The organism is Methanosarcina subterranea, from assembly GCF_055385895.1.
This window is the reverse complement of sequence record NZ_AP042426.1, coordinates 4,746,807-4,772,365: the sequence shown is the minus strand read 5'-3', so window position 1 is coordinate 4,772,365 and position 25,559 is coordinate 4,746,807. Positions and strand designations below refer to the sequence as shown.

The following is a 25,559-nucleotide window of genomic DNA, read 5'->3' as shown; positions in this document are numbered from 1 at the left end:
TTTCTTCCTCAGCCTGTTTCCTTAATTTTTCGGAGCAAACCGAATATAAGGAGCAAGCAGCCAGATACCGGGTATTTAGATACAAAGTATTTAATTATTTTAAAGGAGAATGTGATGCTGTATGAGAACAGGCAAAATCTCCCGCAAGACAAAGGAAACCGACATCCAGCTTGAGCTTTCCCTTGACGGTAAGGGCGCTGCAGATGTCAGTACAGGGATTGGATTTTTCGATCATATGCTTACTTCTTTTGCAAGGCACGCCGAGTTTGACCTTAAAATACGTGCCGAAGGCGACCTTTATGTGGACGAGCACCACCTGATAGAAGACGTCGGGATAGTCCTTGGAAAAGCTCTCTCCGAAGCTCTCGGGGATATGGCAGGAATCGCCCGTTTTGGGGAAGCCAGAATCCCAATGGACGAAGCCCTTGCCGAAGTTGCCCTTGACGTTGGCGGGCGCAGCTATCTTGTCCTGAAAGCCGATTTTGTTGCCCCACAGGTAGGCCAATTCAGTACCCAGCTGGTGAAGCATTTCTTCGAGACCCTTGCCTCAAATGCAAAAATCACCATACATGCCAGTGTCTACGGGGATAACGACCACCACAAAATCGAAGCTCTCTTCAAGGCTTTTGCTTATGCGATGAAAAGGGCTGTAAAAATTGAAGGCAAAGAAGTAAAAAGCACGAAAGGGACACTGTGAATAATTCCCATTCTAATTTTTTAAGCTCTGAAGGTCCCTTTTATTTTCGGAAGTGACGCGCTTAAATCCGGACCCGCCACTCGCCGGCAAAGACAAGCATTGATTCCTGCCTTAGTTGCCCAACAAGGCATATATTTGCTTTTTTTGCAGCTTCAACCCCGGAGTCAAAGGGCATTGCTTTGGTAGCGACAAGGGGGATTCCTGCGCGAGCTGCTTTTGTAATCATGTAAGCGGGTTGTCTGCCTGTGGAGAGCATGTACAGGTGTGAGATGTCAAGCCCCCTGAGAAGGGCGGCACCTACCACCTTGTCTACGGCATTATGTCTGCCTACATCAACAATCCGGACTGCGAGTTTTCCTTTTCCGTCTATCAGGGCGGCAAGATGGGTGCCTCTGGTAAGTTTGTATGTCTCGGATTCGAGATGTCCTGTGCCTGCAAAAAGAGCTTTCGGGTCAAAAACAGCATCCGAATCCACAAATATTTTCGGCTTGTCTGCCCCCGTTTTCCCGGATATTTTGCCGTTATGGGTTGTTTTTTCCTTTCTCGTCAGGACGTGAACCTCATTGCCTTCCACCTCAATCCCTGCAATCTCCCTGAAGTTGAGAATTCCTTCGGTTATGATATAGCCTACTCCAAGCTCTTTCAGTTCAAGCGGGGAGGAAAAAAGAGTTGTAAGCTGCTTTCCGTCGAGAAAAAGTTTAACAGGGACTTCCCTTGCGAGCAGCAATTCAGTGTCTTCAGCCCTGCCATTAGAATGGATTCTTCTGGCAGGGTAAGGTGTGGTGTATTTCTCAGGCATTTTCGTTCTGATATTCCGATACATTTTCCATACTTATTATTCCATTGATAGGATACATTGTTTATTGTCTATTTGTTTTGGGATGTCCCTGAAACTTCTTCCTTCTTCTCTTAGGTGTTAATTATTTCATAGTCTGCACTGCAGTCAAAGTAGGTTTTTCCTGACGTGAAATCAATTCTTAGGAACTTATTATTGGTGGGTGATGGTCCTATATTGTATAGATTGACTGCAGAAGCATTTTCTGGCCACCAGCCATCTATCAGGATTTTGTCGTCAACCTGGAATTTTATACCGGATAAATATGATGGAAGCTTGTATGTTAAATTCGATTTATAGTCTGAATAACCGTCCATCCATATTCCAGTGACTTTACCTTGACCCTCGGATTTGCCATCAATGTATACCTCGACATTAAAATTAAAGTTTGAGATGTCGCCTGCGTTCATATCTGCAGACCCGGCCGTCTGGTTTCCATTTATCACAAGCTTTACAGTTTGACCTTTTCCAAGATTTTTCTTTTTGTTGTCTATCTCTATATAGTCCCATTGTCCATTATTTTTAAATTGAATATAAGTTCCCGAAAGAATAAATCCTCCGATTTCAGGTTTATTTAATATAATTCTGTTTCCATGAGTCAGTTCTTTTTCGGATTCATCCTCGTCTTCGTCGGATTCGGAATAGTCAACCTCTCCATTGTCCAGACAGCCTCCTGCTCCCAGTTCCGCCTGGATAACAGATTCGCTGGCGTAGAGATCTTCTAGTTTGTTACTGCCCGTAGAGAGGAAAGATATACACACGTAGTCATACGGGATGGATTCAATGGTGTAATCAGTGCCGTATGCGAGGCCTGCATTCTTTGCCGTGTCGTTAAGGTAAGTAACCCAGGCATCCGTATAGTGGGTGGAAATGTTCAGGTTAAAAGAGTCTACGCTTTCGTTCAGGTAATCGTAACTGTTGAGAATATGGTTTGTTGAGCATCCGGTAAGGCGCAGGGCAGTTGGGGAGCTGGAAGATATGGATTCAGGTTCTCCTGTAAGGTTGACGGCATTAATGGTGACTGTATAATTATTGCCCACAGTTTTATTTATATTGAATGAAGGGTTACGCTTCATCTGAGAATTTTCTCCCTGGGAAAGGATAAGGGCTCCGTTCTCGTACCTGAAAACCTGATCTGGATATTGTCGGTTTTTTGAATAATAGGTGACACCCCCACAGTCAACTGTGCGAGGATCATCAGGATGCTTGTCAAGAGTTATAACCATTGTACATTTTTCGGTGTTTACTGCAAGCTTACTGTTGGATTTAGAGGGCTCGAATACCGGGACCTCTCCCCCTCCCATTCTGAAAGGAACTGTTGCGGAAAGCCCGTATGGGTAATCAATGTCCGAACCCATAAACCGGGTGAACATATCTACTCTGGTTTTTACGTCCTCCATATTGCTCCATGAATCATAACTATAGTCTCTCTCCGCATCAATTTTCCATTCTGGAGTATAGTTTAGTTTAACCACGGAAATTATAGTGAATGCAAGCCCCAAAAGTAGTACAGCTACAACTGCGATTGCGGCTGCAGATTCGGATTTTAACAGGTTTTTCCGAGCCATTTCTTTTCCCTTCGTTTCATGGTTCATAATGTCAGCTTAGATTCCTATTCCCGGTTCCACCTTTACTTTTGTCTTACTCACATAGAGCCTGTTCAGGTCCTTACCACTTGATTCAGAGGGGAAGGTTAAAATCACAGTATTATTTGTCGGTGATGGAAGGGTATAATCAGAATCTTTTATCCGTGCATCTTCCATTGTTTCTTTCAGGTACAGATACCAGGCTTCAGGATAATCAGTATTAACTGTTAAAGTGAAGGAAGTTATGTTGCCCAAACTGTCCTTCTCGCTGTCGTAAAGGGGCTCAAACTTTTCGCCAGTGAGGCGGAGAGAGCACCCTGTATTCGAGGATATGGTGTCGGATGGCGCAAACTTATATTTATCGATCTCCACAATGTGTATCGAAGCATTGTATCCATTTGTCGGTGCTCTGGAGAAGCGAATCGAAGGGTAGAGCATCATAGAAGATCGTTCCCCCTGAGAAAGGATCAAAGCCCCTCCTTCGTATGTGAAGTCCTGGTCTACATAATACCTGTTTTGTGAAGTGTAGCTTACAGCGCCACAAGTGATTATATTGCTCCAATCCCCATCAGAGTCTGTATTTATGTTTATTTCACATTCATCCTTGTTTACTGAAAGAGTTCCGCTGGACTTTATGGTACCAATAAGCGGGACATCTCCCCCTCCCATATGGAAAGGTACACTCATAGTAATTTCAGTATTCTGGGAATCTGGGTCTGATGCCAGGGCTATGGTCATCAAGTCGATTTTTGATTTGAGGTCCGCCATATCCTCCCAGACATCATTCATGTGTGAATATTCCGCATCATTTTTCCATTCCGGGATATAACCAATTCTTACCACCGAAAATACGCTAACAATGATCGCAAGCAACAAAACTGCCCCTATGACAGTTGATGACGCAGATTCCGAACGGAAAGAAAAGGGCTTGCTTACCTGTGAATTTTTTAAAATCTTTTCTGTCATATCTTCAAACCCTATGATTGAATTCCCTTCTTTATAATTTAATAATCCAGGTGGATGCCTATAAAATCTACTCTGAAATATTTTCCACTAGGGTCGGCTGCATTTCCGTCAGCTGTTATCTTAACTTCGAGATTTTCGAGTTCCGTGGTGTTTTTCACATATTTAGTTATGTCTCGTTCTGTCACCACATAGACATCTGAACCCTCAAAAGGGATAGGATCAAGAGGTGTCCACTGGGACCCATTATAAATTTCCGGTCTAATCACCGTCTTCTTCGGACTGTTGTCGTGTCGTGTACAGATAATTTTCAGGGTAATATTGGTAAACAATGTATTATCTGGAATTTCCAGCTCCTCTGTATTTATAGCAAAAGTAAAATTTTCGTATATCAGTTGGTCTTGTGGTATATGGGTGCTTGTGGATTTACTATCGTTGATTTTATCGACTAACTCAGTATCCAGCCATTTATCAGTGTAATTGTCATATGCTGTTCCACCAGGAAATGTATGAGGAGTTATCCAATCAGGGAACTCCTTGCCCTCTACCCAGAGTTTTGTTTTCTGAATCACCTGGCTGGACGCCGTGTGCACAAAATACAGATCGATGGAGCTTGCATTTTTAATATCAACCTGATTGCTGGAGTTGATTATAATGCAGTCCCTGAGTGCAAATACTCCATCAGAAGACAGTTCTTTGCCTTCATGATCAAGTACTGTAACAGCATTGTCATAGATTTCTGGGTCAGACATATCTAATTCTGCCCGCTCCCCATCAACACTGAGTATTATCTTGATATCTTTAAGGTCAATAGCTTCTCCTCCACTGTGAAAAATCTCCAGGGTGTTTTTTGATCTATCAATGTTTTCCTGCAGATTGGTACGTGGAGCATGTGGGGAGTCCATTGCTACTTTGTCTGAGAATACAACAACAGCCACTGCAGAAAGAGCAAGCACCACTACTGCCATTATAAGAACCTGTCCTATTATCTCTGAAACCGCCCGACAGTCCCGGGTAAGTTCCCTTAACTTTTTATTCCCCGCCACGATAAAAGTCACCAACCATAAAACTATATCCGATTCTCTATGCTATTATACTGTTATTTATTGAGCGTTATTTCTATTAGATTTTTATTTAAAAAATATAAAGAGTATTCGGTAATCAGTTAAATAATTTACACAATCAAAATTCTAAATTATTTTAGAAACGTTTGTACCTTGCGTTAATATAAACTTCTATATAATTATTATTAAGTTATTAACTTTTCTATCAAAAAACCTCTGAAACTAAAAAGAATTTTACCAATCCTCGAAATCTCTTCAGAGCATTGCTTTCTTAATCACCTGTTTGGACGCCGTATGCACAAAATACAGATCGACGGAGCTTGCATTTTTAATATCAACACTGCTGGGGGCGATTTCAATGCAATCCCCGAGAGTAAAAACGTCATTAAGCGATAACCCTTTGCCTTTGGGATCAAAAACTGTGACAGTGTGGCCGTATATATCCGGGTCAGACATTTTGAATTCTTCCTGCTTTCCATCAACACTGAGTATTATCTTGATATCCTTAAGGTCAATTGCCTCTCCTCCGCTGTGAAAAATCTGCACGGTATCTCTTTCGGCACCGATATTTTCCTGCAGGTCGGTGCGCGGAACGTGTAGTGGTCTCATTGCCCCCTCATCGGAAAACACTGTAAGAGCGATTGAAGAAAAAGCCAGAACAACTACAGCTATCATGAGCACCTGCCCTATTACCTCTGAAACTGCCTGGCAGTCCTGACCAAGTGCCCTATATTTTTTACCCTCCACGGTAACAGTCACCTTCCATAATTTTTATCTAATTCTCTACAATATTATTGATTGAATATTAACTTGACTGTCTGAATATAATTGCCTTCATTCTTTGAGTTTGCCGGGAAACATTTATAAAAAATAAGAACCATAGTTACTTAATAATATAAGAAAGTGTCAGCAAAAATTTATATACGACTGAAGAATATCTTTGAGTGCAGTTATAAAAAGTAATAATTGTAATTATGTGATTAAAGTGTTAAAATTCAGGCAGGTTGTCCTGTCTGGAGGTATTTAACTCAGGAGGGAGAATCATATGGATCTCAAAAAAATATTTAATAATAATAATAATAATAATAATAATAATAATAAAGCAGTGTCCCCGGTAATCGGTGTCGTGCTGATGGTTGCAATCACCGTCATTCTCGCCGCTGCAATCGGTTCGTCCGTCTTCGGCCAGGGGCCTACTAAATCTGCACCGCAGGCGAACATCAATGCAAAACTTGCAGATAATAATCATAATGTGACGATTGAGCACCTTGGCGGGGATACCCTTGTTTGGGAAAATACACAAATCCGCTTTACCTATGAGAATGGTAGTACTACTGATCTCTTGCCTATTACAAAACCTTCCGGGCAATTCTCTGTTGGGTCGATTGAAACTTTCTCGGTGAGTACCAATCCATTACCTACTGGACAAGTGTTTAATCTCAAAATTGCTGACAATGTTACTAGCCAGCTGATCTGTGATAAAAAATTGAGGACTTAAATACACTGAATACGAATCTCAATTCTTAAAAACGCTCGCACCTTTTCAGGTGCTTTTTCTCTTTCTTTTTTAACCTGCTTCAGTTGAATACTCAGTACTGAGGAATGAAGCATTTCCCCAATAATCCTTAAATGATTTGATTTCCTAAACTATTTTTGTACTTTAAATTGACAATACAATATTTCGATGAATAGATTTGGTTTCTGTTGTGAAGTACAGACAGCTCTTTGGTATAGAAACCATTAACTTCTTGAAGAATGTTTGGTTTGAGATTAATAAAGTCTTTTAAGTTTGATTCAATAGTTAAATATCCATTTTATTGGTATGAAAGTATCTCTTAAAGATATAGATTAAAAAACTAAATCATGCCTTAAAGAGTTCTGAGACTAAAATACAGACTTTGGATAATTTGAGTTTATCCATTGAATTCTATATAATTGAAAAACTCGCTTTATATGTTGTACTGAAGATCAGATTTAAGAAAAAAGAATCATAAAAACAAATGAAAATATTCAGTCTTTTAAATTTCACTGTAATAAGGGTCACCATAAACTCGAACAGAATTAATGACTGGATAAATTCTATATAACAGAAGAAAAGGTGCAGACATACCACGCCGAGTATCGTAGTATGCCTTCACAATTTTGATTATACTCCGGCTCCGACTTTTATAACCGCTTTACTGACATCAACATAGAGGTCTTTATTGACAGGGGAAAGGGAAAATGTTACGTTGTGTGCGTTTTTGGTCAGGTTATAATCCGTACCTTTCTGCAGGGTAGTTTTATCGGCTGAGATTTTAAAATATTTTTCCCATGCTTCTGTATTTTCCGTATAAACCGTAATCGAGGCAGATTTAATGGTGTTGTTGTAGATCGATTTTTCAAGCTCGCTGTAAGTGTAGACGCGGTTGAAGCTTTTTGAGGTTAGCTTGATATCTTCTACGGTGTTGCTGGACACAACTCCCCTGGGACCTTCGAGGACTACGGCATGAATTGAGAGGTTTACTGCACTGCGGTTTGCTCTGGATCCTTCTTCAAGCACGATTCCCGGAGCGAGTTTCATCATAGATCTACCTTCTCTGGCTACAATCAAAGCCCCGTTCTCATAGCTGTAAGTCTCATCTACATAATATGTGTTTGTCGGGCGGTATGTGACCGTGCCTGTGTAATAAAGGTCTGCACCACTGTCATATCCTCCGGTGGACGTATTGGTGGTTACATTTATCAAAAGGCCCGAAACGTCATTATTTATGGAAAGAGTGCCGCCTGTCGTCGTGCCTCCGATAAATGGTACATCGGCTCCTCCTACCTGGACCGGGCTGTTAATTACAATTTTTGCATTGGGGTTTATTTCAAGCCCTGCAGCCAGTATATCAACATTAGACTTAAGCCTGGACATATCCTGCCAGACGTCGGAAGTATGTGCGTATTCTGCATCTTCTTTCCAGACAGGCACATAGTTAAGCTGGACTGTTGTCATTGTGGCAACTATTATTCCAAGCAGCAGGGCTGCAGCAACAGCGACGGACACTCCTGATTCGGATTTGCAAAAAGAAGAGGATCTGCAAAAAGGAGAGATTGATTCAAAGAACCTGATTTTCATCTTTTTTCCCTTTCCTGCTTTTTAGTTTTTGACTTACATGCAGCACCATGTATTCAACATGGAGATTTGTATGTTTACACAAGCGTCTCTCATAACTATCAGCCGAAATCCGCAATCTCTCCGGTGGAAAGCCGAAGGTTCTGGAATACTTTCTTTGAGGGTTTATCGATCAGGTATACGTTTACCTCGTCTTCCTCTTTTATATCACGAGTCCACGCGCTATAGGTATCGATCTCTATTCTATCTCCCAGTTCCCAGCTGTTTTTATTTCCCAGGTTTGCATAAATTTGGGGCGAGGAATAAGTATATCGATCTCCGTTGATATTTACCGCAATTTCAAGAGCTTCCGTATCGATGAATTCTCCTCCGCCATGTTCCAGGTAGATTGTATCTGTCTGTGCGTTCATCCATCCTTTTACCTGGGCACGGGGTACATCAGCGGCTCCATCATAAGAAAAAATGAAAACTGCAATTGAACTTATAAGGATTACCGCAATTGTAGTCATGAGCATTTCTCCTACGACATCCGAAACCGCGGAGCGGCTTTTTATTAATTCTTTTATATTCGGCAAAACCGATTCCTCTATTCCTCTCTTATTTGATAAGTCCTTTAAACTCACAAAAACTTATTACTTTTTTATGGATTGATGTAGGAGTATTCCACATTTTTCAGAATATTTTTACTCCCTTAAAAAATTATTCTATCCATAAACCGATATAATCAATGTATATACTTTTTTGAGTATTTTCTGCCCAGGCTTCAATTCTTACATCAAAACTCTTAAGTTCTTGGGCATTCTGGATGTAGTCTGTGAGATTATAATATTCAGCTTCAAAAGTACTGGTCCGTGGCGGCAGGTCTTTTGTGAGATAAATCCATCCATCGGGTTCGCCTGCGTCATAAATCTTTACTCTAATCTGTTTAGTAGCTATATCATGCGAATGATATACAATTTTTAAGGTCACGTTTGAAAAAGTATACCCTGGATCTAATCCATATTCTAATGGGTTGATGTCAAAATTAAATTCATGATATTCGCTTGAATTTATTTTATTTAATGATGGGTGATAGACTGTGCAAGATCTTTCCTTATCGTTCATATTCGATAGTACATCATAAGGAGTTTCACTATCCACATATTTGATCTGGTTAAGTTCTCCATAACCTCCTGAAGTATCAACTATTTTTCCTTTCGGCGTAATCCATATCCTTAAACTGGGTCTTGTTTCGTACTTCTTTGTTAGCCTGGCTATCTGGATCGGCTGTTTCGAGGGAATGTCAACCAGAAATAGCTCTATCTCATCATCGTTTTTAATGTCAATTCCCCATACATTTCGGGTATCGATTGTTAGAACCTCTCCGAGTCTCCAGACGGTTTCGTTTCCAAGGCCTTCGAAGATTCTCTCCGAAGAGTAGACATACTTCTCCCCCTTGAAATTAAGCAAGATCTCACAATCTTTTGTATCAAGAAATTCTCCCCCACTGTGCTTCAGGTAAATCTTATTTTCCGGGCTGTCCATCCATGCTTGCAGCCTTGTATGAGGAACATCGTCAGGTCCTTCCATCGAGAAAACAGTTACTCCAAGGGCGCTGAGCATGATAACTACTATACCTGTAAGGAGTACGACACCCATTATTTCTGAAACGGCAGCCTCTTTTGTGGTTCCTTTCCCAGGAGTTTCTTGCATAAGAACACCTTAAACGAACATTGTAAAGACTGCGTAGGTAATCATCATCATGCTTACGCTGTACTTCAGGCCCATGTATACCGAACCCTGCCCCATCTTTCCGGCAATAAGCCCGGAAGTTATAGCCTGGACAAGAGCCGAGTGGTACATGAGCATAGTGTACTCCTCTACGTTGAAGTAGCCGTTTCCTATCCCTCCGGATCCCATTCCCTGGGACGAATTCTTGAATGATGCACTTTCCGGGAAGAATTGCACAGCCAGGATGTAAACGATGAAAAGGAAGACGAAAAAGGCTACGTAGATGGTAACAACATAGACGACCATTTCCGAAGAACGCTCTTTTTTTAGCCTCTCTTCGCCCTTTACCTGTTCTGCCGTAATGGAGAGAACAGTTTTAAGGTCGCTTGTGGATTCATTTGCTTTTATGAGGGTATGGAGAATCCGGCTTGATGATGCAGTCCGGATGTTGTTTTCCAGTTTTATGAGGGCTCTTGAAGTGGAAGTCCCCCATGAGAGGTCTTCCTTTAGCTTTTTGAGTTCTTTGCTGAGGAGTCCCATCTTGGATTCTGCAATTATTTTTAAGGAATTAGAGAGCAAGATGCCCGAATCGTTCATACTTGAGAGGTTTCTCAGCAGATCAGGCATTCTCTCATCAATTTTTCGCATCCTCCATGCCCTGATTTCGTAAAATATGAGGAACGGAATGAGTGCGATAATGATAAAAATGACCAGATAATCATCAATTGCGCTGATAAATTGAACACTGCTGTCGCTGATATGGGCAAAGTTCGGGTTCCAGTGGAAATTGAAATTGATACTGTCTTTGAGAGTTTCAGGAAGATGGGTAAGATAATAAAGCCCAAGAGGGACGCCTAAAAAGAACGTATATCTGGGTTCGTCCCGGATAGTCCTGTACGGATTGAAAATAAGGTCCTTGATATTGTAAAGCTGCCTGTATAGCTTTAACTTTTTGTCTCTTTTTTCCTCCTCTTCTAAACTGAGCTCTGAGCTGAGTTCCGGGATATCGGAAAGGTTTATGGGATAACCAGAAGCATTTCCCTTTTCCGGGCTCATGGAGAGTTCTCCTACCGTATCAAGAAGCACTATGAAGAGCAAGGTTGCAAGGGGTATTATAAAATAAATTAACATGTAAAGGATCTGGGCTGAAGCCGGCCTGAAAAACTGCAGCACTACAAGGGTTACCATTATGAATAACGGGCCTGCAACAAGCACGGTTACATAGACTTCTGCAAGGACGTCCAGCCTCTTTAACAGGTTACGGTTTGCCAGTTCCGCCATATCCTGGTACTGCTCGGATTTATTTTTTATATAGTCGGTTATGACTCCGCTGCTTGAAACAAGGATCAGGCCGTCAACAAAATCCTTAAAACTTTCCGAAGGGGTGCGTTCCTTTGCTTCTTTAAGGGCACTTATAAAATCCTTTCCCAGGTAATCCATATCGCGCACAATATAGGAAATTTCTTCCGCGCTTGTACCAAATATATGGGTATACCTACTAAGAGACCTGAAAACATCATAGATTGACATGCCTCCCTTTGTCAGGGCGTACATGTAAGTTACCGCCGGCAGCATTGATTTATCAATGCAGGCTTTCCGGGTATCTGCCTGAAAATAAGGGTAGATGTATGCAATACCAAAGACTGTAAGAAAACTTATAACGAATAATAAAAGGGCAACTAAAATAGCAAGTAAATAAAAGTACTCTTCTACAAATCCTGCCCTTGTGGAATCCACAAAAAGGCTGAGACGAGAAATAGGGTCTCCAAAAGTTTTCAGCCCGAGCCATAGCCCGAAAACTCCTCCAATTATGCCTGCGAAGATCGAGTACATAAAGGCCGATGCCAGGTACTGGTCTACTGACACTGGAATATGGGAGTGACGTATCTTTACTTTGAGCTCCTGGAAGCTTTCCTTATTTGGCATGAAAGTACATGAGGATATCTTCCTCACGTACTCTCTCTGTCTTCTTTTCCCATAATTGCGAATATTCCACTAATTATTTTGATCCGTTCATCAGCCGAAAATATTTCAGTTTCAACAATCTTTCTCTTTTGAACTTCTCCCTTTTCATACCCTGTCTCATCTTCATACATCTCATCACTTGTGATAAGATGCCATATTATCGTTGCAATTTTCCTTGCCAGGGCAATAATCGCCTTTGCATATCCAATTGACTTCTTTTTTCTGTTAAAAAACTCTTTTAACCTGCTATTCTTCTTTCTTGCTGCTGCTTGAGCAATCTGTGTCAGAATCCACCTTGCTACTTTTGATCCTCTCTTTGTGATTCTTCCATTATGGTATTTATCTGCAGATTGATACACATTCGGAACTATCCCAAGCCATGAAGCAAGTTTATCCCCTGAAGAAAAGTCTTTGAAGTTTCCTATCTCAGCAATTAAAGTTGCCGCACTCAGTTCTCCAATCCCAGGAACTGACATTAAAATTTCCATTTCATGTTTATGATTTCTATAAGCGTAATTGAAAATTTCTCTTTCCAGAATTTCGATTTCTTCATCCAGATGTTTTATAATGTTCAGGCACATCTGAAGCCTTATTGCAGCACTCTGAGATATTTCTCTGTTCAGAATCTCTCTTATCTGACCAGCTTTCTTCCGAACATTTGGAGAAAGTGATTCTATAATCTGATCAATATTTTTTCCTGAAGAAATTCCTGATAGAATTGCTCTTCCATTTTTTCCGAAAATGTCTGTTAGCACATCACCTAGATGTAACATTTCAGAAGAAAGAATAGCATGAGCTTCATTTTTTATATCTGTCCTTTTTCTTACAAGAGTTAACCTGAGCCTGACATACGACCTGAATTCCCTGTGCTTTTTAGGAAAAACTCTTGACGGTTGAATCATTTTATTCAATGCAAGTTGTGCAATGACTTCCGAATCTATCTTATCGGTCTTTTTATGTGTAAATGCTTTCATATCTCGCGCATTTCCAACTATAACAGGCAAATGATCTATCAATGACTCATAAATCGGAACCCAGAAGTCACTTGTTGATTCACAGGCAACAACATCACATTCTTCTGATGTCACCCAATTTTTAAGGTTTAAAATTCCATCATCATCTCTATCAAAACGTTGTAGCTGTTTTTCACCGGATCTGCTGAGAATAGTAGCAATGACAAAATGTTTGTGAATGTCTAAACCACAAGATTTGTTTATTTCTCCTTCCAATTTACATTACTCCATCATTTCAAGGACAGTGGAATTGCCTCAAAGGCAATTTGGCATCCGTGATCAAAGTCACATCTGGGCCTTCGATGGCAATTCGCTGATTAGTTTTTTGACGGTTTCACAGAACCAAAGAAAAGACAACCTTACTGTCCTAAGGTAATGATGGAGTTAATAAACAAAAAAGTTAGGTATAAAAGGACTTTCATCTTTTTGGGCATGTTATTCGAAGAATATCATGTGCGTTTTTGTAGAAAAAGTCCCCAAAAGTTCTGTATGCCAGTTCGTCCACAGAAGTGTAAGTCATGCTCCCCCCTCTTAAGCAACCATATCCTGTATCATACTGTGCAGGGTGTCGTTTTCTATGCCTTCCATGACCATTTTCGGATAACTCTGATATGCCTGCACTACAAGAGATACCTGGACATAACTCCTCATATTTTTCTCATACAGGTAGGTAAGAATCTGTCTTCGGCTCTCTATCTCATTTCTCAACTGGCCTGTATCCCATCCTCTAACGTGCATGATTTCCTGCATGAGATGGGAGTCCCCAACTTTCAGGAAACAGTCTTCAGAAGGTTCCCAGTTGAAAAGTTCGTTTATGCCAAGGTCTCCTGTCTCACTGTCAACGTTAAGGACTTCGACAAGGCTTCTTGTTCTCCTTACTCTTTTATCTTCGATGTACACCTGTTCCTGGATACAGAGCACATCAAGCGACTGCAGCATAATATGAGGCACATTTATGGGTTCGTGGGTAAGCCTGTTTATAACGGTCTGCACATCTCCTGCGTGCATTGTCGAGCTTGTTGCATGCCCCGTTGACATTGCCTGGAACAGAGTAAGGGCTTCACTGCCTCTTACTTCACCTACGATGATGAAGTCCGGACGCTGTCTCAGGGAAGCCCTTAAAAGGTCGTACATGGAAACTTCCCCTGTAGCGTCTGCAGCAAAGCTTTCCCTTGAAATACCCGAGACCCAGTTGTTGTGATAGAGTAAGAGTTCCCTTGTGTCCTCTATAGATACTATCTTGGCTGTAGAAGGCATGAAAAGGGATGTGGCATTAAGCATTGAGGTTTTTCCTGAAGCCGTTCCTCCTGCAAAAAGCATATTGTATCCGTTTTCAATGACCAGCCAGAGGTATACCAGCATTTCCATATCACACGTCTTAAAGCCTAGCAGGTCAATAGGTGTTATCGGATCTTTTCTGAACTTACGGATAGTAAACGAACTGCCGCGGGGAGTGATTTCTCTCCCTAACATTGCCTGAAGCCTTGATCCGTCCTGGATCGTTGCATCCACAATTGGCTGGCTGACGGAAATGTGCTTGTTATTCAGCTGACACATCTTGATTACAAGTGAGTCAAGTTCTTCTTCTTCAAAAGAAATATTACTTTCAATATTGAGATACCTGGTATGATAAATATAGAGCGGAACTCCGACACCGTCACATGATATGTCTTCTATATAAGGGTCGTAAAGAAGAGAATTAATTTTTTCGTAACCAAGCAGGTTCCTTTTGAGGTAATACATAATCCTGTGAACAGCTGATGACGGAATTTCAGCTTTATAACGCTCAAGAAGGAAAAGCGTTTTATCTACAAGGAGCGCATCTTTCTCTATTTTAGAAGTTGTAGGGTTCAAAACCAAAATATCCTGAAAATCCTCATAAAGCCTTTCAAGCAGCTCTTTTTCAAACTTTGTGAGGGAAGGTTCAACCAGCCTGTAGTATCTTGTTCTGCGGTCTTCTAGGATCGATACCAGAGCATAAGGTTCTTGAAGCCAGTACCTTTCTATTTCTTTTAAGCCTTCAGGCACTTCAAACTCTACAACAGGTCCTTCTTTTTCCTGGTCGTACATAGGCATGCTTCTTAAAGGCTTATCAAAATAACTTTTAGCCCTTTTTAGTACATCTGAGATGGAGTTACTATCGCCTGTTTTCCCGAATAACCCCGAAATAAAACTTCTCTTTTCCGAGATTTCTGTCACTTCATCCATACTCTCGCCTTCAGATTTCTCCTTACGGTATATAGGGAACAACATCTTATAAAATCTTCCTACAATATGCCGGTGTCTTACTAAATTTTAACTTTCCATATAAGCTAATAAAATGATTATTTCTCCTCTAAAAATCTTCTAGTAAGGTTTAAAGGTAATTAATGAAAAAATTTAATTATACAGTAAATAATAAATTTTTTCATTAAGATATATGGGGCTAAGTTAAGAATAGAGTTAAAGTTAGAAACAGAATTAAGGTTAAAAACAGAATCAAAAACATGGTTTAAGTTAAAATGGGAACAATTTGGGAAAAGTTAAAATTACATACTCATAGTTCTGAAAATAATTCTAATAAAAATAATTCTAATAAAAATAATTCTAATAAAAATAATTCTAATTAAAATAATTCTAAATTAGATCCTTCAGGACTGTAAAATCTGATACAAATTAATCAGTATGCCTGGCTTTTTGTAAAGCTGAAGATTCAGGTGGTCCACAGTTAGCCGGTTGATATTATTACAGGGCAGCCTTAATGGCATCTTTCAACCTTTCTTTCAACCTTTCTTTATAGACATCGTGCGGGTCCTGATCGATTGGCTTCGATCAAATTAAGGATCAATCTTCAACCGCACTAAAAAAATATAGTGTCAAATATCAACTGCTTGACCGTGGACGATTAAGATTCAAGAAAAAGATTTTTAGAGAACAGGTTCTCAGCTCTGAAAATAGTCTCGAAGCTTTACTTCTCTCTCATCCCTGAAGGAGTAAGCTCAAAGAAGAGCTTGTCACCGGATAGGTATGTACCCTTCATTTTTGTAACTGAAAGCATACGCAATAATTTTCCGTTTGCTGTATCTTCTCTCAGTTTCAGTTCTATTTTCCCGAACACAAGATAATCTGCAAAACCCTGATGCTGATTGTGGGCACGGTCGTCCATGAGAAAAAGCGAAGTGCAACCATATCTTGCCAAAATACTGTAAAGAGCGTCAAACTTGCTAAGGGCTTCATTGCCCACACAATTACGTGTTCTGGTAAGAGCTCCAAGGCTGTCCAGAACCACAATATCTATATTTTCAGCCAGATCCTTGATCATCTCAACCCTATCTTTTTCTGCTGCTTCAAGCCCTTTTCCCAGGTGGGAAGAACAGAGAGTCTCCTGAATTCTGCTCTGAAACACATTTTCTACCACAAGCATCCCGGAACCAATAAAAGGTTCAAGATCCATTCCCAGCGATTTTGACTGGAGTATAACATCTTCCAGAAGTGCTCTTGTAAGGATCAAAAGCCCCCTCTTTCCTCCGGAGCAGTTGCTGTACAGGAAATGTATGCCCATTATTGTCTTTCCTGAACCTGTAGATCCTGTGATGAGTATTCCTTTTCCTCTGGGATAGCCCCCTCCAAGGATTAAATCAAGGGATTCTATTCCACTCGTTATTCGTTCCATTTATCTTGCTCCTGAAAAGAATTAGATTAAAGTAACTTACTTAAATCTCCTATTATGTACTGATATTCTCCAGTACCTGTATTAATATCAATCTCTAAAAAGTAAGAAACATATGCCAGGAAATAACATATCTTCACTTAACTTCTATTTAAGTATCGAATGAAATTTTTCAGGATAAGACTTTCATATGTCTTTTTAGAAGGTGTTTCAAGTACAGGTATTTTTCAGGATACAAGTGCTTTAAGCGCGTTAACTGCATTTATAAGTATATCTACTTCTTCTTCTGTATTGTAGAGCGCAAAGGAAGCCCTCACAGTGCTGTCAACTTCAAGGAAGCGGGTAATCGGAATTGCACAGTGGTGACCACTGCGGACGCAAATTTTTCTTGTCTGGTCAAGGATCAGGGCAACATCGTGAGCATGAAGCCCTTTCACATTAAAAGGCACAATTCCTGCCCGATTTTCAGGCCCGTAAACCTCTACGTGCTCGAGTTCTGAGAGCTTCTCTGCAGCTTGCCCGGAAAGTTTCGCTTCATATTTTTCAATCTCAGAAACCCCTATTTTTTCCACATATTCTACTGCTCTGCCAAGCCCGATAACCCCGGGAATATTCGGAGTGCCGGCTTCAAAACATGCCGGTGATGGCTCAAGCGTGTACGCAAGTCCGCTGACATCCGAAACCGTACCTCCCCCCACTGAGGCACTTTCCAGCACTTCCGGTTCTCTTATATAGAGTACACCAGTTCCCTGCGGGCCAAGCAGACCTTTGTGCCCCGCGGTTGCAAAAAAGTCGCATCGAAGGTCTTTCAGGTCTACTGGCATATGTCCTGCAGACTGGGCGCCGTCAATAAGAGTTTTTACCCCGTTTCTGCGGGCAAGTTTAGTAATCCTGTTAACATCCTGGATAGAGCCGAAAACGTTTGAAACCTGGGTTATGGCGATAATCTTTGTCCTGTCTGTGAGAGCATTTTCTATCACCTGCGGGTCAATTATGCCTTTGCGGTCCGGGCTTACAACTGTTACCTTTACCCCTTTCTTCTGCAGGCGCAGCCAGGGCAGGAGGTCTGAATGGTGCTCGAGCATGGTTGTCACGATGTGGTCCCCTGCCTGCCAGGGATAGCTGTTTGCAACAAGGTTGATCCCTTCGGTTGTATTTTTCGTAAATACCGTATTTGAAGATTCTGCATTCAGGAAACGGGCAACAATTTCCCGCGCATCTTCATAGCGGTTTGTGGTCTCCCTGGCAAGGCGGTGCGCTCCTCTTCCGTGGTTGCCGGCATACCTGTAAAAGTATTCGACCATGGCTTCAACTGCAGGAATTGGTGTCTGAGTAGTGGCTGTGCTGTCAAGGTACACAACTTCTTTTAAAACAGGGAAATCTTCACGGACCGCATATACATCGTACATGCTTCTTTTTTAGGAACGAGAAATAAAAAAAGCTTATGCAGGTTATTTACCCTGCACACCGCCTATCATAAAGCGGTAAAGGTCTAATTCATCTGAGTCGAGGCTGTCTGTACAGCCTTTTACAACGGTATGGTAACCGTTTTTGCGGTGTTTGTATCTATATTCACTTCTTTTTCTGTCTTCGTGATTTAGCTCACTCATAAGTTTTCCTCCTGTCTCTTCAATGTTTGCGCTCTGTCAGGGTTAAAACTTCACTCCTTCCAGACACAGGTCCCTGCGGTCAGGGCAGAATTCTTGCCCATTTCGAAAGGGTAAACTGTACTGCAGGTCAGAGCTCAAATCTTTCCGGTGAAATTCCTCGAACTGGAATTCCCGGTCCTTCAGGATGAAATTCTGAAATGAAGGTCAGAATCCTAAGTCCTTCAGGTTGCAAACCCCATAACAGCGCAACAGGCGTTGTTCTTACCCACAACAAATTATTAATTGTAATTCGTAATATATATCTATTCCGGAATATTTTTTGATTTCTTCTAAAATTTTTTGGGTTATATCATATTCTCAAATAAATGTGCTTAAAACGGTTATTTTTCCCTGTTCATAAATTTAGCTTAAGCTTATTTTTTATATTCCAGATTTTCCATTAGCCCCGAGAGGTGGGCAGGAATAGCCCCTATTGCAGTGCACGTTTCAAGGGAAAGCCCTTTGCGGGTGATATCAAGGTGATATTTTCCTCTTTCAAAGAGCTCTTTCGGAAGCCCTTTATGCCCGAGGCCCACAAGAAATAAAAATGAACGGTTGCGTAACGCTTCTTCAGCTATTTTTACAGGCGTAACCTGTCTTTTTGGGTCCGGCTTTGAAGTGGTAATAACTATTTCTCCAAAATGGGATGGAAAACCTTTTTTTGGGAGGTCGGACACCGAAAGATGATTTTTTTCGTAAAGAATCCTTAAGTAACTTCCCGATTCTCCTATTGTGGTTTTCTCCATTACGAACGCGACAAGCTCTTCTGCAGTCATTTTGAATGGAAAGTCATAAAGGGCAAGGTGGAACCCAAAAGCATGACAGATTGGCGCAGCTCTGGCAATTGCACGGTAGTGGGCATCGAGGACTTTTATCTTATCATAGGTATTAACGATTCCAAGAGTGAGCATAAACTGCTTCATTATGCTTTTTGTAAAATAATGTTTCGTTAACCCTATCAGCCCAGTTTCTTCAGGAAACTAGAGAAAACTTCATAGCGTGCTGTGTACACTTCTCAAAATGCTCGCACTTTCTGCAGTCTTCCCAGAGAATTAACTTCTCAGCATCCTTCAATCCTATAAATCCAAGTTTTTCAAAAAAGCCAGGAGCAGTTGTCCTCACATATAATTCACAGTCAGGAGCTCCGGGAGTATCAGGGCAACTAATAGTATTTATAAGGTACTCCATAAGCCTGGTTCCGACCCCTTTTCCCCGAAAGTTCGGGTGTACGGCGATGGAATGAAGCTCCAGAAAATTCTTCTCTCCGGCTGTGTCCCTGATAAACGCAGCACATCCGATAACCTTTCCTTCCATCTCAGCCAGCACAAAATCTCCGGGTTCAAGCTCTTCCATATCCAGAAAATAAGTAGATAGTAGTCTCTGAATTGAAAGGAGATCTTTTTCTTCGGCTTTTCGGATTAGAATTTCTGTCATGTTTTTTCCAGCAGTCAGTCTTTTTATGATCAATAAGACTTATCCTACCAATCTTGTTACTTTGGTATTTTATTCTTCTGTTTCATTCTTCTTCTGTTTTTCTCCCTTCCTCAGCCTTTTTCCGCATGAAGGGCTCATCCATACTTCCTGAACGAAACCCCTCAAGATCGAGGGTTACATAGTCAAAGCCAAGAGATTTAAGATGTCTGGATATTTTTTCTTTTTTGCGGAGTGCATCCTCAAACTCTTCGCCAGCAACCTCTATCCTGGCAAGGTTGGAATGCATTCTGACTCTGAACTGTGTAAAACCCAGATATAAAAGATATTCTTCAGCTTTTTCTATTTTCTCAAGAGCTTCGGTAGTGATAGGCTGTCCGTAAGCAATGCGTGTGGCAAGACAGGCTGCAGATGGTCTGCTGGCTGCGGAAAGGGAGCGGTTTGAGGCAATCTCCCTGATCTCCTCCTTTGTAACGTTAAACTCCACAAATGGGGAAAATATCTTTTCACCTGCTTCCTCGATTGCTCTATACCCGGGGCGGTTTTCTCCTTTTATCTCTGAAGCGTTTGTCCCTTCAAGCACGACATTATATCCGGCTTTATCTGCGAGCTCTACCAGGGTTTCAAGAAGGGCTTTTTTACAGAAATAGCACCTGTTAATTGTATTTGCGGAAAAATAGGGCACGCTGTTCAGGGAGAACGGGAGTATCTTATGCTGAATACCTATTTCACAGGCTGTCTGGGAAGCTGTTTCGAGCTGCTGCCTGGGAAAAAGCGGAGAATCTATAGTTACGGCAAGGGCTTTTTTCCCAAGCTCTTCAAATGCAAGAGCTGCAAGAGTTGTACTATCCACTCCCCCTGAAAATGCAATAATCGCGCTTTCTCTGGCTCTAATAGCCTCTCTTATCATTTCGACCTTTACAATGTCCATTAATAACGAGTTTTCAGCTAATAAGATATATGTATTTTCCAACCCTATAGTCAGTTGTCTTGCAACAGTCATAATAAGGGGATATGGGGATACTTAATGGTGCTTTTTCCTGAGTTATAAAGGCTCTCGAAATGACGCCGTTTCAAAAGTTGTTTACTTAACTTCAAAGATGTTTTAATTTCGTATCGAAGCTTTGTTTTCCTATCAGAGCTCTGGTTACAATAATAAATCTAATTAGGACCTAATTTCCTTATACCTGGTTTCCTTATAGTAGTATAATTTTGATGCAAATAATGAGATGGAGATCTTAAATGGAATTATTCGGAACTAATGGTGTGCGTGGCATCGCCAATGAATTTGTAACGCCTGAACTGGCAGTCAATTTAGCTAAAAGCCTTGGCACGTATATGGGCTCAAAAGGTACGGTCGCAATAGGCTGTGATACCCGGATTTCGGGCCAGATGCTGAAATCTGCAGCAATTGCCGGAGCTCTTGCAACAGGTCTGAGTGTGATTGATGTAGGAACTGTCCCTACTCCCTCTATCCAATACTATGTGCGCGACTATGCTGACGCCGGGATCGTTATCACGGCATCTCACAATCCCAGGGAATACAACGGGATCAAGCTAATTGCAGGAGACGGTTCAGAGTTCCCGAGGGAAGGAGAGAGAGAAATTGAAAAAATTTATTTTTCAGGCAAATTCTCAGTGGTCTCATGGGAAAAGACGGGAAGTTTCAGGACTGACCTGTCAGTTAATGATTATTATATAAAAAACGTAATCCGTGCAGTAAATGCTGAGACCATACGCAGCCGGAGGTTTAAAGTAGTGGTGGATACGGGCTGCGGAGCTGGTTCCCTTACCCTTCCTTTCCTGCTCAGGGAACTTGGCTGTGAAGTATTGACACTCGGAGCTCAGCCTGACGGGACCTTTCCATGGAGGAATCCCGAACCCACACCTGAAGCCCTGACAGAGCTTTCGGACCTTGTTAAAAAGACAGGGGCAGCCTTCGGGGCAGCACATGACGGGGATGCGGACAGAATAGTCTTTATGGATGAAAATGGGGAATTTGTAAACGAGGAAATCCTGCTTGCCATGATGACGAAATACATGCTTGAGAATGAAAAAGGGCCTGTAGTCACTCCTGTCAGTTCTTCCCAGCGCATGGCTGATGTCGCAAAGGAAGAAGGGGTTGAACTTTACTGGACAGCTGTCGGTTCAATCAATGTCGCCAGAAAAATGATGGACGTAAATGCCGTTTTCGGGGGCGAGGGCAATGGAGGCCTTATTTTCCCCAAGCACCAGTACTGCCGGGACGGAGCCATGGCATGTGCTAAAATCCTTGAGATCCTTGCCGGAGGGAAAAAGTTTTCCGAATTAACTAAAAGTGTGCCTGTATACTTCAATGCAAAGACCAAAACGCCTTCCAGGGATGTCATAGGTACTATGGGGAGAATCAGGTATGAGACCTCAAGCATGGGACTCGTAACAGATACTATTGATGGGGTCAAGATCTGGTACGATGATGGGTGGGTCCTTATCCGTCCTTCAGGTACGGAGCCTATTTTCCGGATCTTTGCCGAGGCAAAAAAACAGGAAAGAGCCGAAGAATTAATGCAGGCAGGTCTGGAAATGGTTTTGAAGGCGGAAATGGTCTGAAAGCAATTTTACCAGCACCATTTTTTCGGCATGCAGATTCTCAACAGAGCCCGGAGTAATGTATTCGAGTAATGATAGTGAATCTACAGGATAGATAAAAATGCAGATGAGGTTCAAGTTAAATTGGGCCTTGATCTGCCTCTCTTAATTTCATATTACTTGACATAGAACTGGAGCCAAAAAAATGACTGGCTATGAGTTTCTAATAAATTTTCTGTCCTTCACCAAAAATCATCTTCTTTTTGAACCTATTTTATAGATCGCTTTTTTGTAAAATTTCTTTTTATCTATTCTGTTTTTATGGCTTCTACTCACGTAATTAACACTGAGTATGAGTTAATAGAAAATAAGTAACAATAAATTATAAATAGTTTAAAGTATTTCTTACATATGGGAATGAAAACGAGGTGCATTTTTCCCGTAAATAAATGTGCCAGCATTAGAGCCTCCTAATCTGAAAAACATATGCCTCCTAAATAATAAAAGTATCAGAAGGTTCGAAGTCACCTGCTAAGATGAATGAGACCAATACAAGATCAATAAGCATATATCAAAAAGAGGACTGAGTACGAGATCAAAGATATCCTTTAAAGTACACGAACCATTAAAGCTGAGAAATTAGTGAGCATACTTTAAAAACAGGCATAGATCAAACCTGCAAATAAAATAACATCTTTGAAAACGATACAGACCGGAGTTTAATTCCGATTAAAGGATTGACAGAGGAGTGAGTAACAGGATCAAAATAAAGGTCTCCTTGTGCGGTTAGTTCAAAACAGATTTATTGCAAAAAGCAGGATTAAAGTTTAGAAGCCGGTATGGAGTAACATCGTCGGCTTTCTTTAATCCGTTTCTCCTTCCTTTTTTTAGATTTTTATTTTAGGTTTTCCTGTATTTTTCCCAGTAACCTGTTAGTTTTCCCCCAAGGGCAAGTTTCCCAAGCTCCCGCCGTACATGGTCGCTAACTTCCGAGGGGACTGATGATGCATAAGGAGTTCCAGGAAGCGGGGTCATGTAGTGAGCCCGGACAGTCCCTCCTTTTTTGCAGACCCAGCGCACCAGGTCCAGGCTTTTTTCCTGGTCTTCTTGGGTTTCGGTGGGAAGCCCGAAGATAAAATCAACTGCCGGGACGATCTCATGTTCAAGGCAACACTCAACAGCTGAGATGCTGTCCTCAACCGTATGCCCTCTCCTTATTTCTTTAAGGATGCGGTCACTTCCTGACTGAGCTCCCAGGCTAAGGCTGTCGTTTGCACAGTATTTTCTCACAAGTTCGGCAGATTCCTCGGTCACGAACTCTGGACGGACCTCGGAAGGGAAAGTCCCGAAAAAAATCTTTTTATCAGGTAGTTCATAAAGGGCAGAGAGCAGTTTTTCTACCTTATCGAACCTCGGGTGAATCCCATCGCTTCCGTAAGCGAAAGCATTTGAAGCTATGAAACGGAGGTCATCATAGTGCTGTGCATTCTTCAGGATGGAATCAACGCTTCTGTGCCTGACCTCTCTTCCAAAAAGCCTCGGAGTCTGGCAGTACTTACAGCCCCAGGGGCAGCCGCGGCTGATCTCAACGGGAGCCCGAAGCTTTTTAGGGTCAAAACAGGGATATATATCCAGGTTCACATGCGGCCTTTCAGGAGTTATTGTTATCTTGCCGGTATCCGAGGTTTTATAAGCAATTCCCTTTACCACTCCCGGGTCTCTTCCCTCCTTCAGGACCTTAACAAGTTCTGGAAGCGTTTCTTCCCCTTCACCAAGCACTACATAATCAAAATACTCAAGCGTCTCTTCCGGAGACCCGGAAGGGTGAGGTCCGCCTGCAACGAAGATTGAGTCGGTTTCTGCATTTTTTACTTCTCTAAATACTTTCTCTGCCTGCTTTGTAGTAAAACTGTAGATCATGATCCCGTCCAGGGGCATGTCCGTAAATCCGGCTTCAGGAAGCAAAGGTGAAAGGACCGCAAAACTGTAAGAGTTCTTTTTGCTATACCGGAAATGCACGTTCATTATTTTTTCTCCTTTTTTCAGTGCTTTTTTCAGGTTTCTATCCTCTTCAGATTTCGATTCTCTTCAGATTATGGGCTTAAAAGGGATCAGAGTGAAGCAAAGCAGGCCAAGTATAAAGGTAATTATCCCTATGAGGATGCGCTTTCTATCCAGCTTCACTTTGTCGTGAAGAGGGGAAGGATGCCCGGCTGCTGCAAAAGCCCAGAGGAAGAGAGCCCAGAATATCCATATAAATCCATCTCCCTCTAACCAGTAAACCACATAAAAACCTATCAAGAAGAGGATACGCGGCATCATCGTAGAAACCCTGTCCGCTTTTTTGCCGAGCATTGCCCTGAGCACGTGCCCTCCGTCAAGTTGCCCTGCAGGCAGGAGATTCAGGAGGGTTACAAACATCCCCACCCAGCCTGCAAAAGCTACGGGGTGCAGGTTGCTCCCAGTAACACCGACAAGCTTCTGGACCATTATAAAAAGAGGTGGGAGACCAAGCTCAAACATCAGGGAATCGGGCAATGGTTTGATCGCAGGCGCATCAAGATTTAGCCCTATTATGGTGACCGCAATTGAGACAAAAAGCCCCACCAGAGGACCCGCAATTCCAACATCAAAGAGAACTTTTCGGTTGGGGATAGGTCCTCTGTAACGGATTACCGCTCCCATTGTGCCTATAAAAGTCGGAAACGGGATGAAGTAGGGAAGGGAAGTTTTCATTCCATGGTATCTCGCCATTGCATAGTGAGCCATCTCATGAGAGCCGAGCACAGCCAGTATTGCAAAGGTGAAGGGCAAACCTTGGAAAACCTGCAGGGGATCACTCCAGAGGTCAACCCCGAACATCCAGGCTCCGCAGATCATGGTTGTAAATACTGTTGCTATGAAAAGTACGAGATTTATCCAGACTTTTTCCTTTGCCTTCTTTACAGGAGCAACAATAAGAACGTGTTCCCCAAGCTCGTACCTCAGGGTAACTCCAAGCCCTTGCTGTTCGAGAGGAGCCCAGAGTTCTCCCATTACATTTTCGGCATCTGTTTTAGGGGTGCCGAAAAAATAAAGTATCTCTCCGGATTTTTGGATTTCATATACATTAAATACCTTGGTTATGAAAGGGTATATGCGTGAAATCGATTCTTCAACATCTGCCTTCCCATTGCCTTTTCTATGGTCTTCGATTCCCGGTTTCATTTTAGGTTTCACGTCTCTGAAGCTTGAGGTTTCTCTTAGCGTTTACACTTAGCCTTTCTGGTTTTATAATTTGATTTGCATCTTTTTAATTTGCATTTTTTTAATTTGCATTTTTTCAATCC

At 41.7% G+C, this 25,559-nt stretch carries 22 protein-coding genes; 3 read left to right on the top strand and 19 right to left on the bottom strand.

Annotated elements, in window-relative coordinates; translation table 11 throughout:
* Nucleotides 1–121 precede the first annotated feature (121 nt).
* Nucleotides 122–697, top strand: a complete 576-nt coding sequence (gene hisB, locus ACZ5A8_RS20755; protein WP_464531284.1) for an imidazoleglycerol-phosphate dehydratase HisB — start codon at nt 122–124, stop codon at nt 695–697.
* A 61-nt stretch (nt 698–758) separates the two neighbouring features.
* Here the strand turns inward: hisB and fdhD are convergent, their stop codons facing one another.
* The 5 genes from fdhD to ACZ5A8_RS20730 all read right to left on the bottom strand — a co-directional run bounded on the left by fdhD (nt 759) and on the right by ACZ5A8_RS20730 (nt 5,892).
* Entirely contained in the window at nt 759–1,496 is a 738-nt protein-coding gene (gene fdhD / locus ACZ5A8_RS20750) for a formate dehydrogenase accessory sulfurtransferase FdhD (RefSeq protein ID WP_464531283.1), read from the bottom strand.
* A gap of 110 nt (nt 1,497–1,606) precedes the next feature.
* The gene (locus ACZ5A8_RS20745; protein ID WP_464531281.1) at nt 1,607–3,100 is read right to left on the bottom strand and encodes a DUF7289 family protein; all 1,494 of its coding nucleotides are present in this window, start codon (nt 3,098–3,100) and stop codon (nt 1,607–1,609) included.
* Nucleotides 3,101–3,136: 36 nt separating this feature from the next.
* Nucleotides 3,137–4,084: a DUF7289 family protein gene (locus tag ACZ5A8_RS20740; protein WP_464531280.1), complete on the bottom strand. Its 948-nt coding sequence runs from the start codon at nt 4,082–4,084 to the stop codon at nt 3,137–3,139.
* A 38-nt stretch (nt 4,085–4,122) separates the two neighbouring features.
* Nucleotides 4,123–5,127, bottom strand: a complete 1,005-nt coding sequence (locus tag ACZ5A8_RS20735; protein ID WP_464531279.1) for a type IV pilin N-terminal domain-containing protein — start codon at nt 5,125–5,127, stop codon at nt 4,123–4,125.
* Between the two features lie 273 nt (nt 5,128–5,400).
* Nucleotides 5,401–5,892, bottom strand: coding sequence for a type IV pilin N-terminal domain-containing protein (locus tag ACZ5A8_RS20730; RefSeq protein WP_464531278.1), 492 nt, complete (start codon nt 5,890–5,892; stop codon nt 5,401–5,403).
* A 298-nt stretch (nt 5,893–6,190) separates the two neighbouring features.
* On the opposite strand from ACZ5A8_RS20730, the gene ACZ5A8_RS20725 reads away from it, so the two are divergent.
* Entirely contained in the window at nt 6,191–6,643 is a 453-nt protein-coding gene (locus tag ACZ5A8_RS20725; protein ID WP_464531276.1) for a type IV pilin domain-containing protein, read from the top strand.
* Between the two features lie 648 nt (nt 6,644–7,291).
* Here the strand turns inward: ACZ5A8_RS20725 and ACZ5A8_RS20720 are convergent.
* The 12 genes from ACZ5A8_RS20720 to larE all read right to left on the bottom strand — a co-directional run bounded on the left by ACZ5A8_RS20720 (nt 7,292) and on the right by larE (nt 20,593).
* On the bottom strand, nt 7,292–8,248 hold the full coding sequence (locus tag ACZ5A8_RS20720; RefSeq protein ID WP_464531275.1) for a DUF7289 family protein: 957 nt from the start codon (nt 8,246–8,248) through the stop codon (nt 7,292–7,294).
* 98 nt (nt 8,249–8,346) lie between these two features.
* Nucleotides 8,347–8,820 (bottom strand): type IV pilin N-terminal domain-containing protein, encoded by a 474-nt coding sequence (locus tag ACZ5A8_RS20715; protein WP_464531274.1) that lies wholly within the window; start codon nt 8,818–8,820, stop codon nt 8,347–8,349.
* 124 nt (nt 8,821–8,944) lie between these two features.
* Complete coding sequence (locus tag ACZ5A8_RS20710; RefSeq protein WP_464531272.1) at nt 8,945–9,937, bottom strand: type IV pilin N-terminal domain-containing protein; 993 nt, start codon at nt 9,935–9,937, stop codon at nt 8,945–8,947.
* Nucleotides 9,938–9,946: 9 nt separating this feature from the next.
* Nucleotides 9,947–11,881, bottom strand: coding sequence for a type II secretion system F family protein (locus ACZ5A8_RS20705; RefSeq protein ID WP_464531271.1), 1,935 nt, complete (start codon nt 11,879–11,881; stop codon nt 9,947–9,949).
* 23 nt (nt 11,882–11,904) lie between these two features.
* A complete protein-coding gene (locus ACZ5A8_RS20700; RefSeq protein ID WP_464529342.1) occupies nt 11,905–13,149 on the bottom strand; it encodes an IS110 family RNA-guided transposase in 1,245 nt (414 codons plus the stop codon).
* 315 nt (nt 13,150–13,464) lie between these two features.
* Nucleotides 13,465–15,141, bottom strand: coding sequence for a type II/IV secretion system ATPase subunit (locus ACZ5A8_RS20695; RefSeq protein WP_464531270.1), 1,677 nt, complete (start codon nt 15,139–15,141; stop codon nt 13,465–13,467).
* 739 nt (nt 15,142–15,880) lie between these two features.
* On the bottom strand, nt 15,881–16,585 hold the full coding sequence (locus tag ACZ5A8_RS20690; protein WP_464531268.1) for an RAD55 family ATPase: 705 nt from the start codon (nt 16,583–16,585) through the stop codon (nt 15,881–15,883).
* A gap of 224 nt (nt 16,586–16,809) precedes the next feature.
* Complete coding sequence (locus ACZ5A8_RS20685; RefSeq protein WP_464531267.1) at nt 16,810–17,991, bottom strand: cysteine desulfurase; 1,182 nt, start codon at nt 17,989–17,991, stop codon at nt 16,810–16,812.
* 42 nt (nt 17,992–18,033) lie between these two features.
* Entirely contained in the window at nt 18,034–18,192 is a 159-nt protein-coding gene (locus ACZ5A8_RS20680) for a hypothetical protein (RefSeq protein WP_229389532.1), read from the bottom strand.
* Nucleotides 18,193–18,605: 413 nt separating this feature from the next.
* Nucleotides 18,606–19,154, bottom strand: a complete 549-nt coding sequence (locus ACZ5A8_RS20675; protein WP_464531266.1) for a DUF531 family protein — start codon at nt 19,152–19,154, stop codon at nt 18,606–18,608.
* Between the two features lie 49 nt (nt 19,155–19,203).
* Complete coding sequence (locus tag ACZ5A8_RS20670) at nt 19,204–19,665, bottom strand: GNAT family N-acetyltransferase (RefSeq protein ID WP_464531265.1); 462 nt, start codon at nt 19,663–19,665, stop codon at nt 19,204–19,206.
* An 82-nt stretch (nt 19,666–19,747) separates the two neighbouring features.
* Nucleotides 19,748–20,593, bottom strand: coding sequence for an ATP-dependent sacrificial sulfur transferase LarE (gene larE / locus ACZ5A8_RS20665; RefSeq protein ID WP_464531263.1), 846 nt, complete (start codon nt 20,591–20,593; stop codon nt 19,748–19,750).
* Nucleotides 20,594–20,904: 311 nt separating this feature from the next.
* Between larE and glmM the strand changes: the two genes are divergently transcribed.
* Complete coding sequence (gene glmM, locus ACZ5A8_RS20660) at nt 20,905–22,251, top strand: phosphoglucosamine mutase (protein WP_464531262.1); 1,347 nt, start codon at nt 20,905–20,907, stop codon at nt 22,249–22,251.
* An 879-nt stretch (nt 22,252–23,130) separates the two neighbouring features.
* Here glmM and ACZ5A8_RS20655 read toward each other — a convergent pair.
* Both ACZ5A8_RS20655 and ACZ5A8_RS20650 read right to left on the bottom strand, forming a co-directional pair.
* The gene (locus ACZ5A8_RS20655; RefSeq protein WP_464531261.1) at nt 23,131–24,255 is read right to left on the bottom strand and encodes a TIGR04013 family B12-binding domain/radical SAM domain-containing protein; all 1,125 of its coding nucleotides are present in this window, start codon (nt 24,253–24,255) and stop codon (nt 23,131–23,133) included.
* A gap of 63 nt (nt 24,256–24,318) precedes the next feature.
* Nucleotides 24,319–25,437, bottom strand: coding sequence for a site-2 protease family protein (locus ACZ5A8_RS20650; RefSeq protein ID WP_464531259.1), 1,119 nt, complete (start codon nt 25,435–25,437; stop codon nt 24,319–24,321).
* Nucleotides 25,438–25,559 lie beyond the last annotated feature (122 nt).

Excerpts from the sequence above, each read along its gene's own strand:
- ACZ5A8_RS20650 (WP_464531259.1), bottom strand. The coding sequence starts at position 25,437 with ATGAAACCGGGAATCGAAGACCATAGAAAAGGCAATGGGAAGGCAGAT.
- glmM (WP_464531262.1), top strand. The coding sequence starts at position 20,905 with ATGGAATTATTCGGAACTAATGGTGTGCGTGGCATCGCCAATGAATTT.
- fdhD (WP_464531283.1), bottom strand. The coding sequence starts at position 1,496 with ATGCCTGAGAAATACACCACACCTTACCCTGCCAGAAGAATCCATTCT.
- ACZ5A8_RS20720 (WP_464531275.1), bottom strand. The coding sequence starts at position 8,248 with ATGAAAATCAGGTTCTTTGAATCAATCTCTCCTTTTTGCAGATCCTCT.
- ACZ5A8_RS20690 (WP_464531268.1), bottom strand. The coding sequence starts at position 16,585 with ATGGAACGAATAACGAGTGGAATAGAATCCCTTGATTTAATCCTTGGA.
- hisB (WP_464531284.1), top strand. The coding sequence starts at position 122 with ATGAGAACAGGCAAAATCTCCCGCAAGACAAAGGAAACCGACATCCAG.
- ACZ5A8_RS20670 (WP_464531265.1), bottom strand. The coding sequence starts at position 19,665 with ATGACAGAAATTCTAATCCGAAAAGCCGAAGAAAAAGATCTCCTTTCA.
- ACZ5A8_RS20675 (WP_464531266.1), bottom strand. The coding sequence starts at position 19,154 with ATGAAGCAGTTTATGCTCACTCTTGGAATCGTTAATACCTATGATAAG.
- ACZ5A8_RS20655 (WP_464531261.1), bottom strand. The coding sequence starts at position 24,255 with ATGAACGTGCATTTCCGGTATAGCAAAAAGAACTCTTACAGTTTTGCG.
- ACZ5A8_RS20740 (WP_464531280.1), bottom strand. The coding sequence starts at position 4,084 with ATGACAGAAAAGATTTTAAAAAATTCACAGGTAAGCAAGCCCTTTTCT.
- ACZ5A8_RS20680 (WP_229389532.1), bottom strand. The coding sequence starts at position 18,192 with ATGAGTGAGCTAAATCACGAAGACAGAAAAAGAAGTGAATATAGATAC.
- ACZ5A8_RS20695 (WP_464531270.1), bottom strand. The coding sequence starts at position 15,141 with ATGGATGAAGTGACAGAAATCTCGGAAAAGAGAAGTTTTATTTCGGGG.
- ACZ5A8_RS20745 (WP_464531281.1), bottom strand. The coding sequence starts at position 3,100 with ATGGCTCGGAAAAACCTGTTAAAATCCGAATCTGCAGCCGCAATCGCA.
- larE (WP_464531263.1), bottom strand. The coding sequence starts at position 20,593 with ATGGACATTGTAAAGGTCGAAATGATAAGAGAGGCTATTAGAGCCAGA.
- ACZ5A8_RS20685 (WP_464531267.1), bottom strand. The coding sequence starts at position 17,991 with ATGTACGATGTATATGCGGTCCGTGAAGATTTCCCTGTTTTAAAAGAA.
- ACZ5A8_RS20725 (WP_464531276.1), top strand. The coding sequence starts at position 6,191 with ATGGATCTCAAAAAAATATTTAATAATAATAATAATAATAATAATAAT.
- ACZ5A8_RS20710 (WP_464531272.1), bottom strand. The coding sequence starts at position 9,937 with ATGCAAGAAACTCCTGGGAAAGGAACCACAAAAGAGGCTGCCGTTTCA.
- ACZ5A8_RS20705 (WP_464531271.1), bottom strand. The coding sequence starts at position 11,881 with ATGCCAAATAAGGAAAGCTTCCAGGAGCTCAAAGTAAAGATACGTCAC.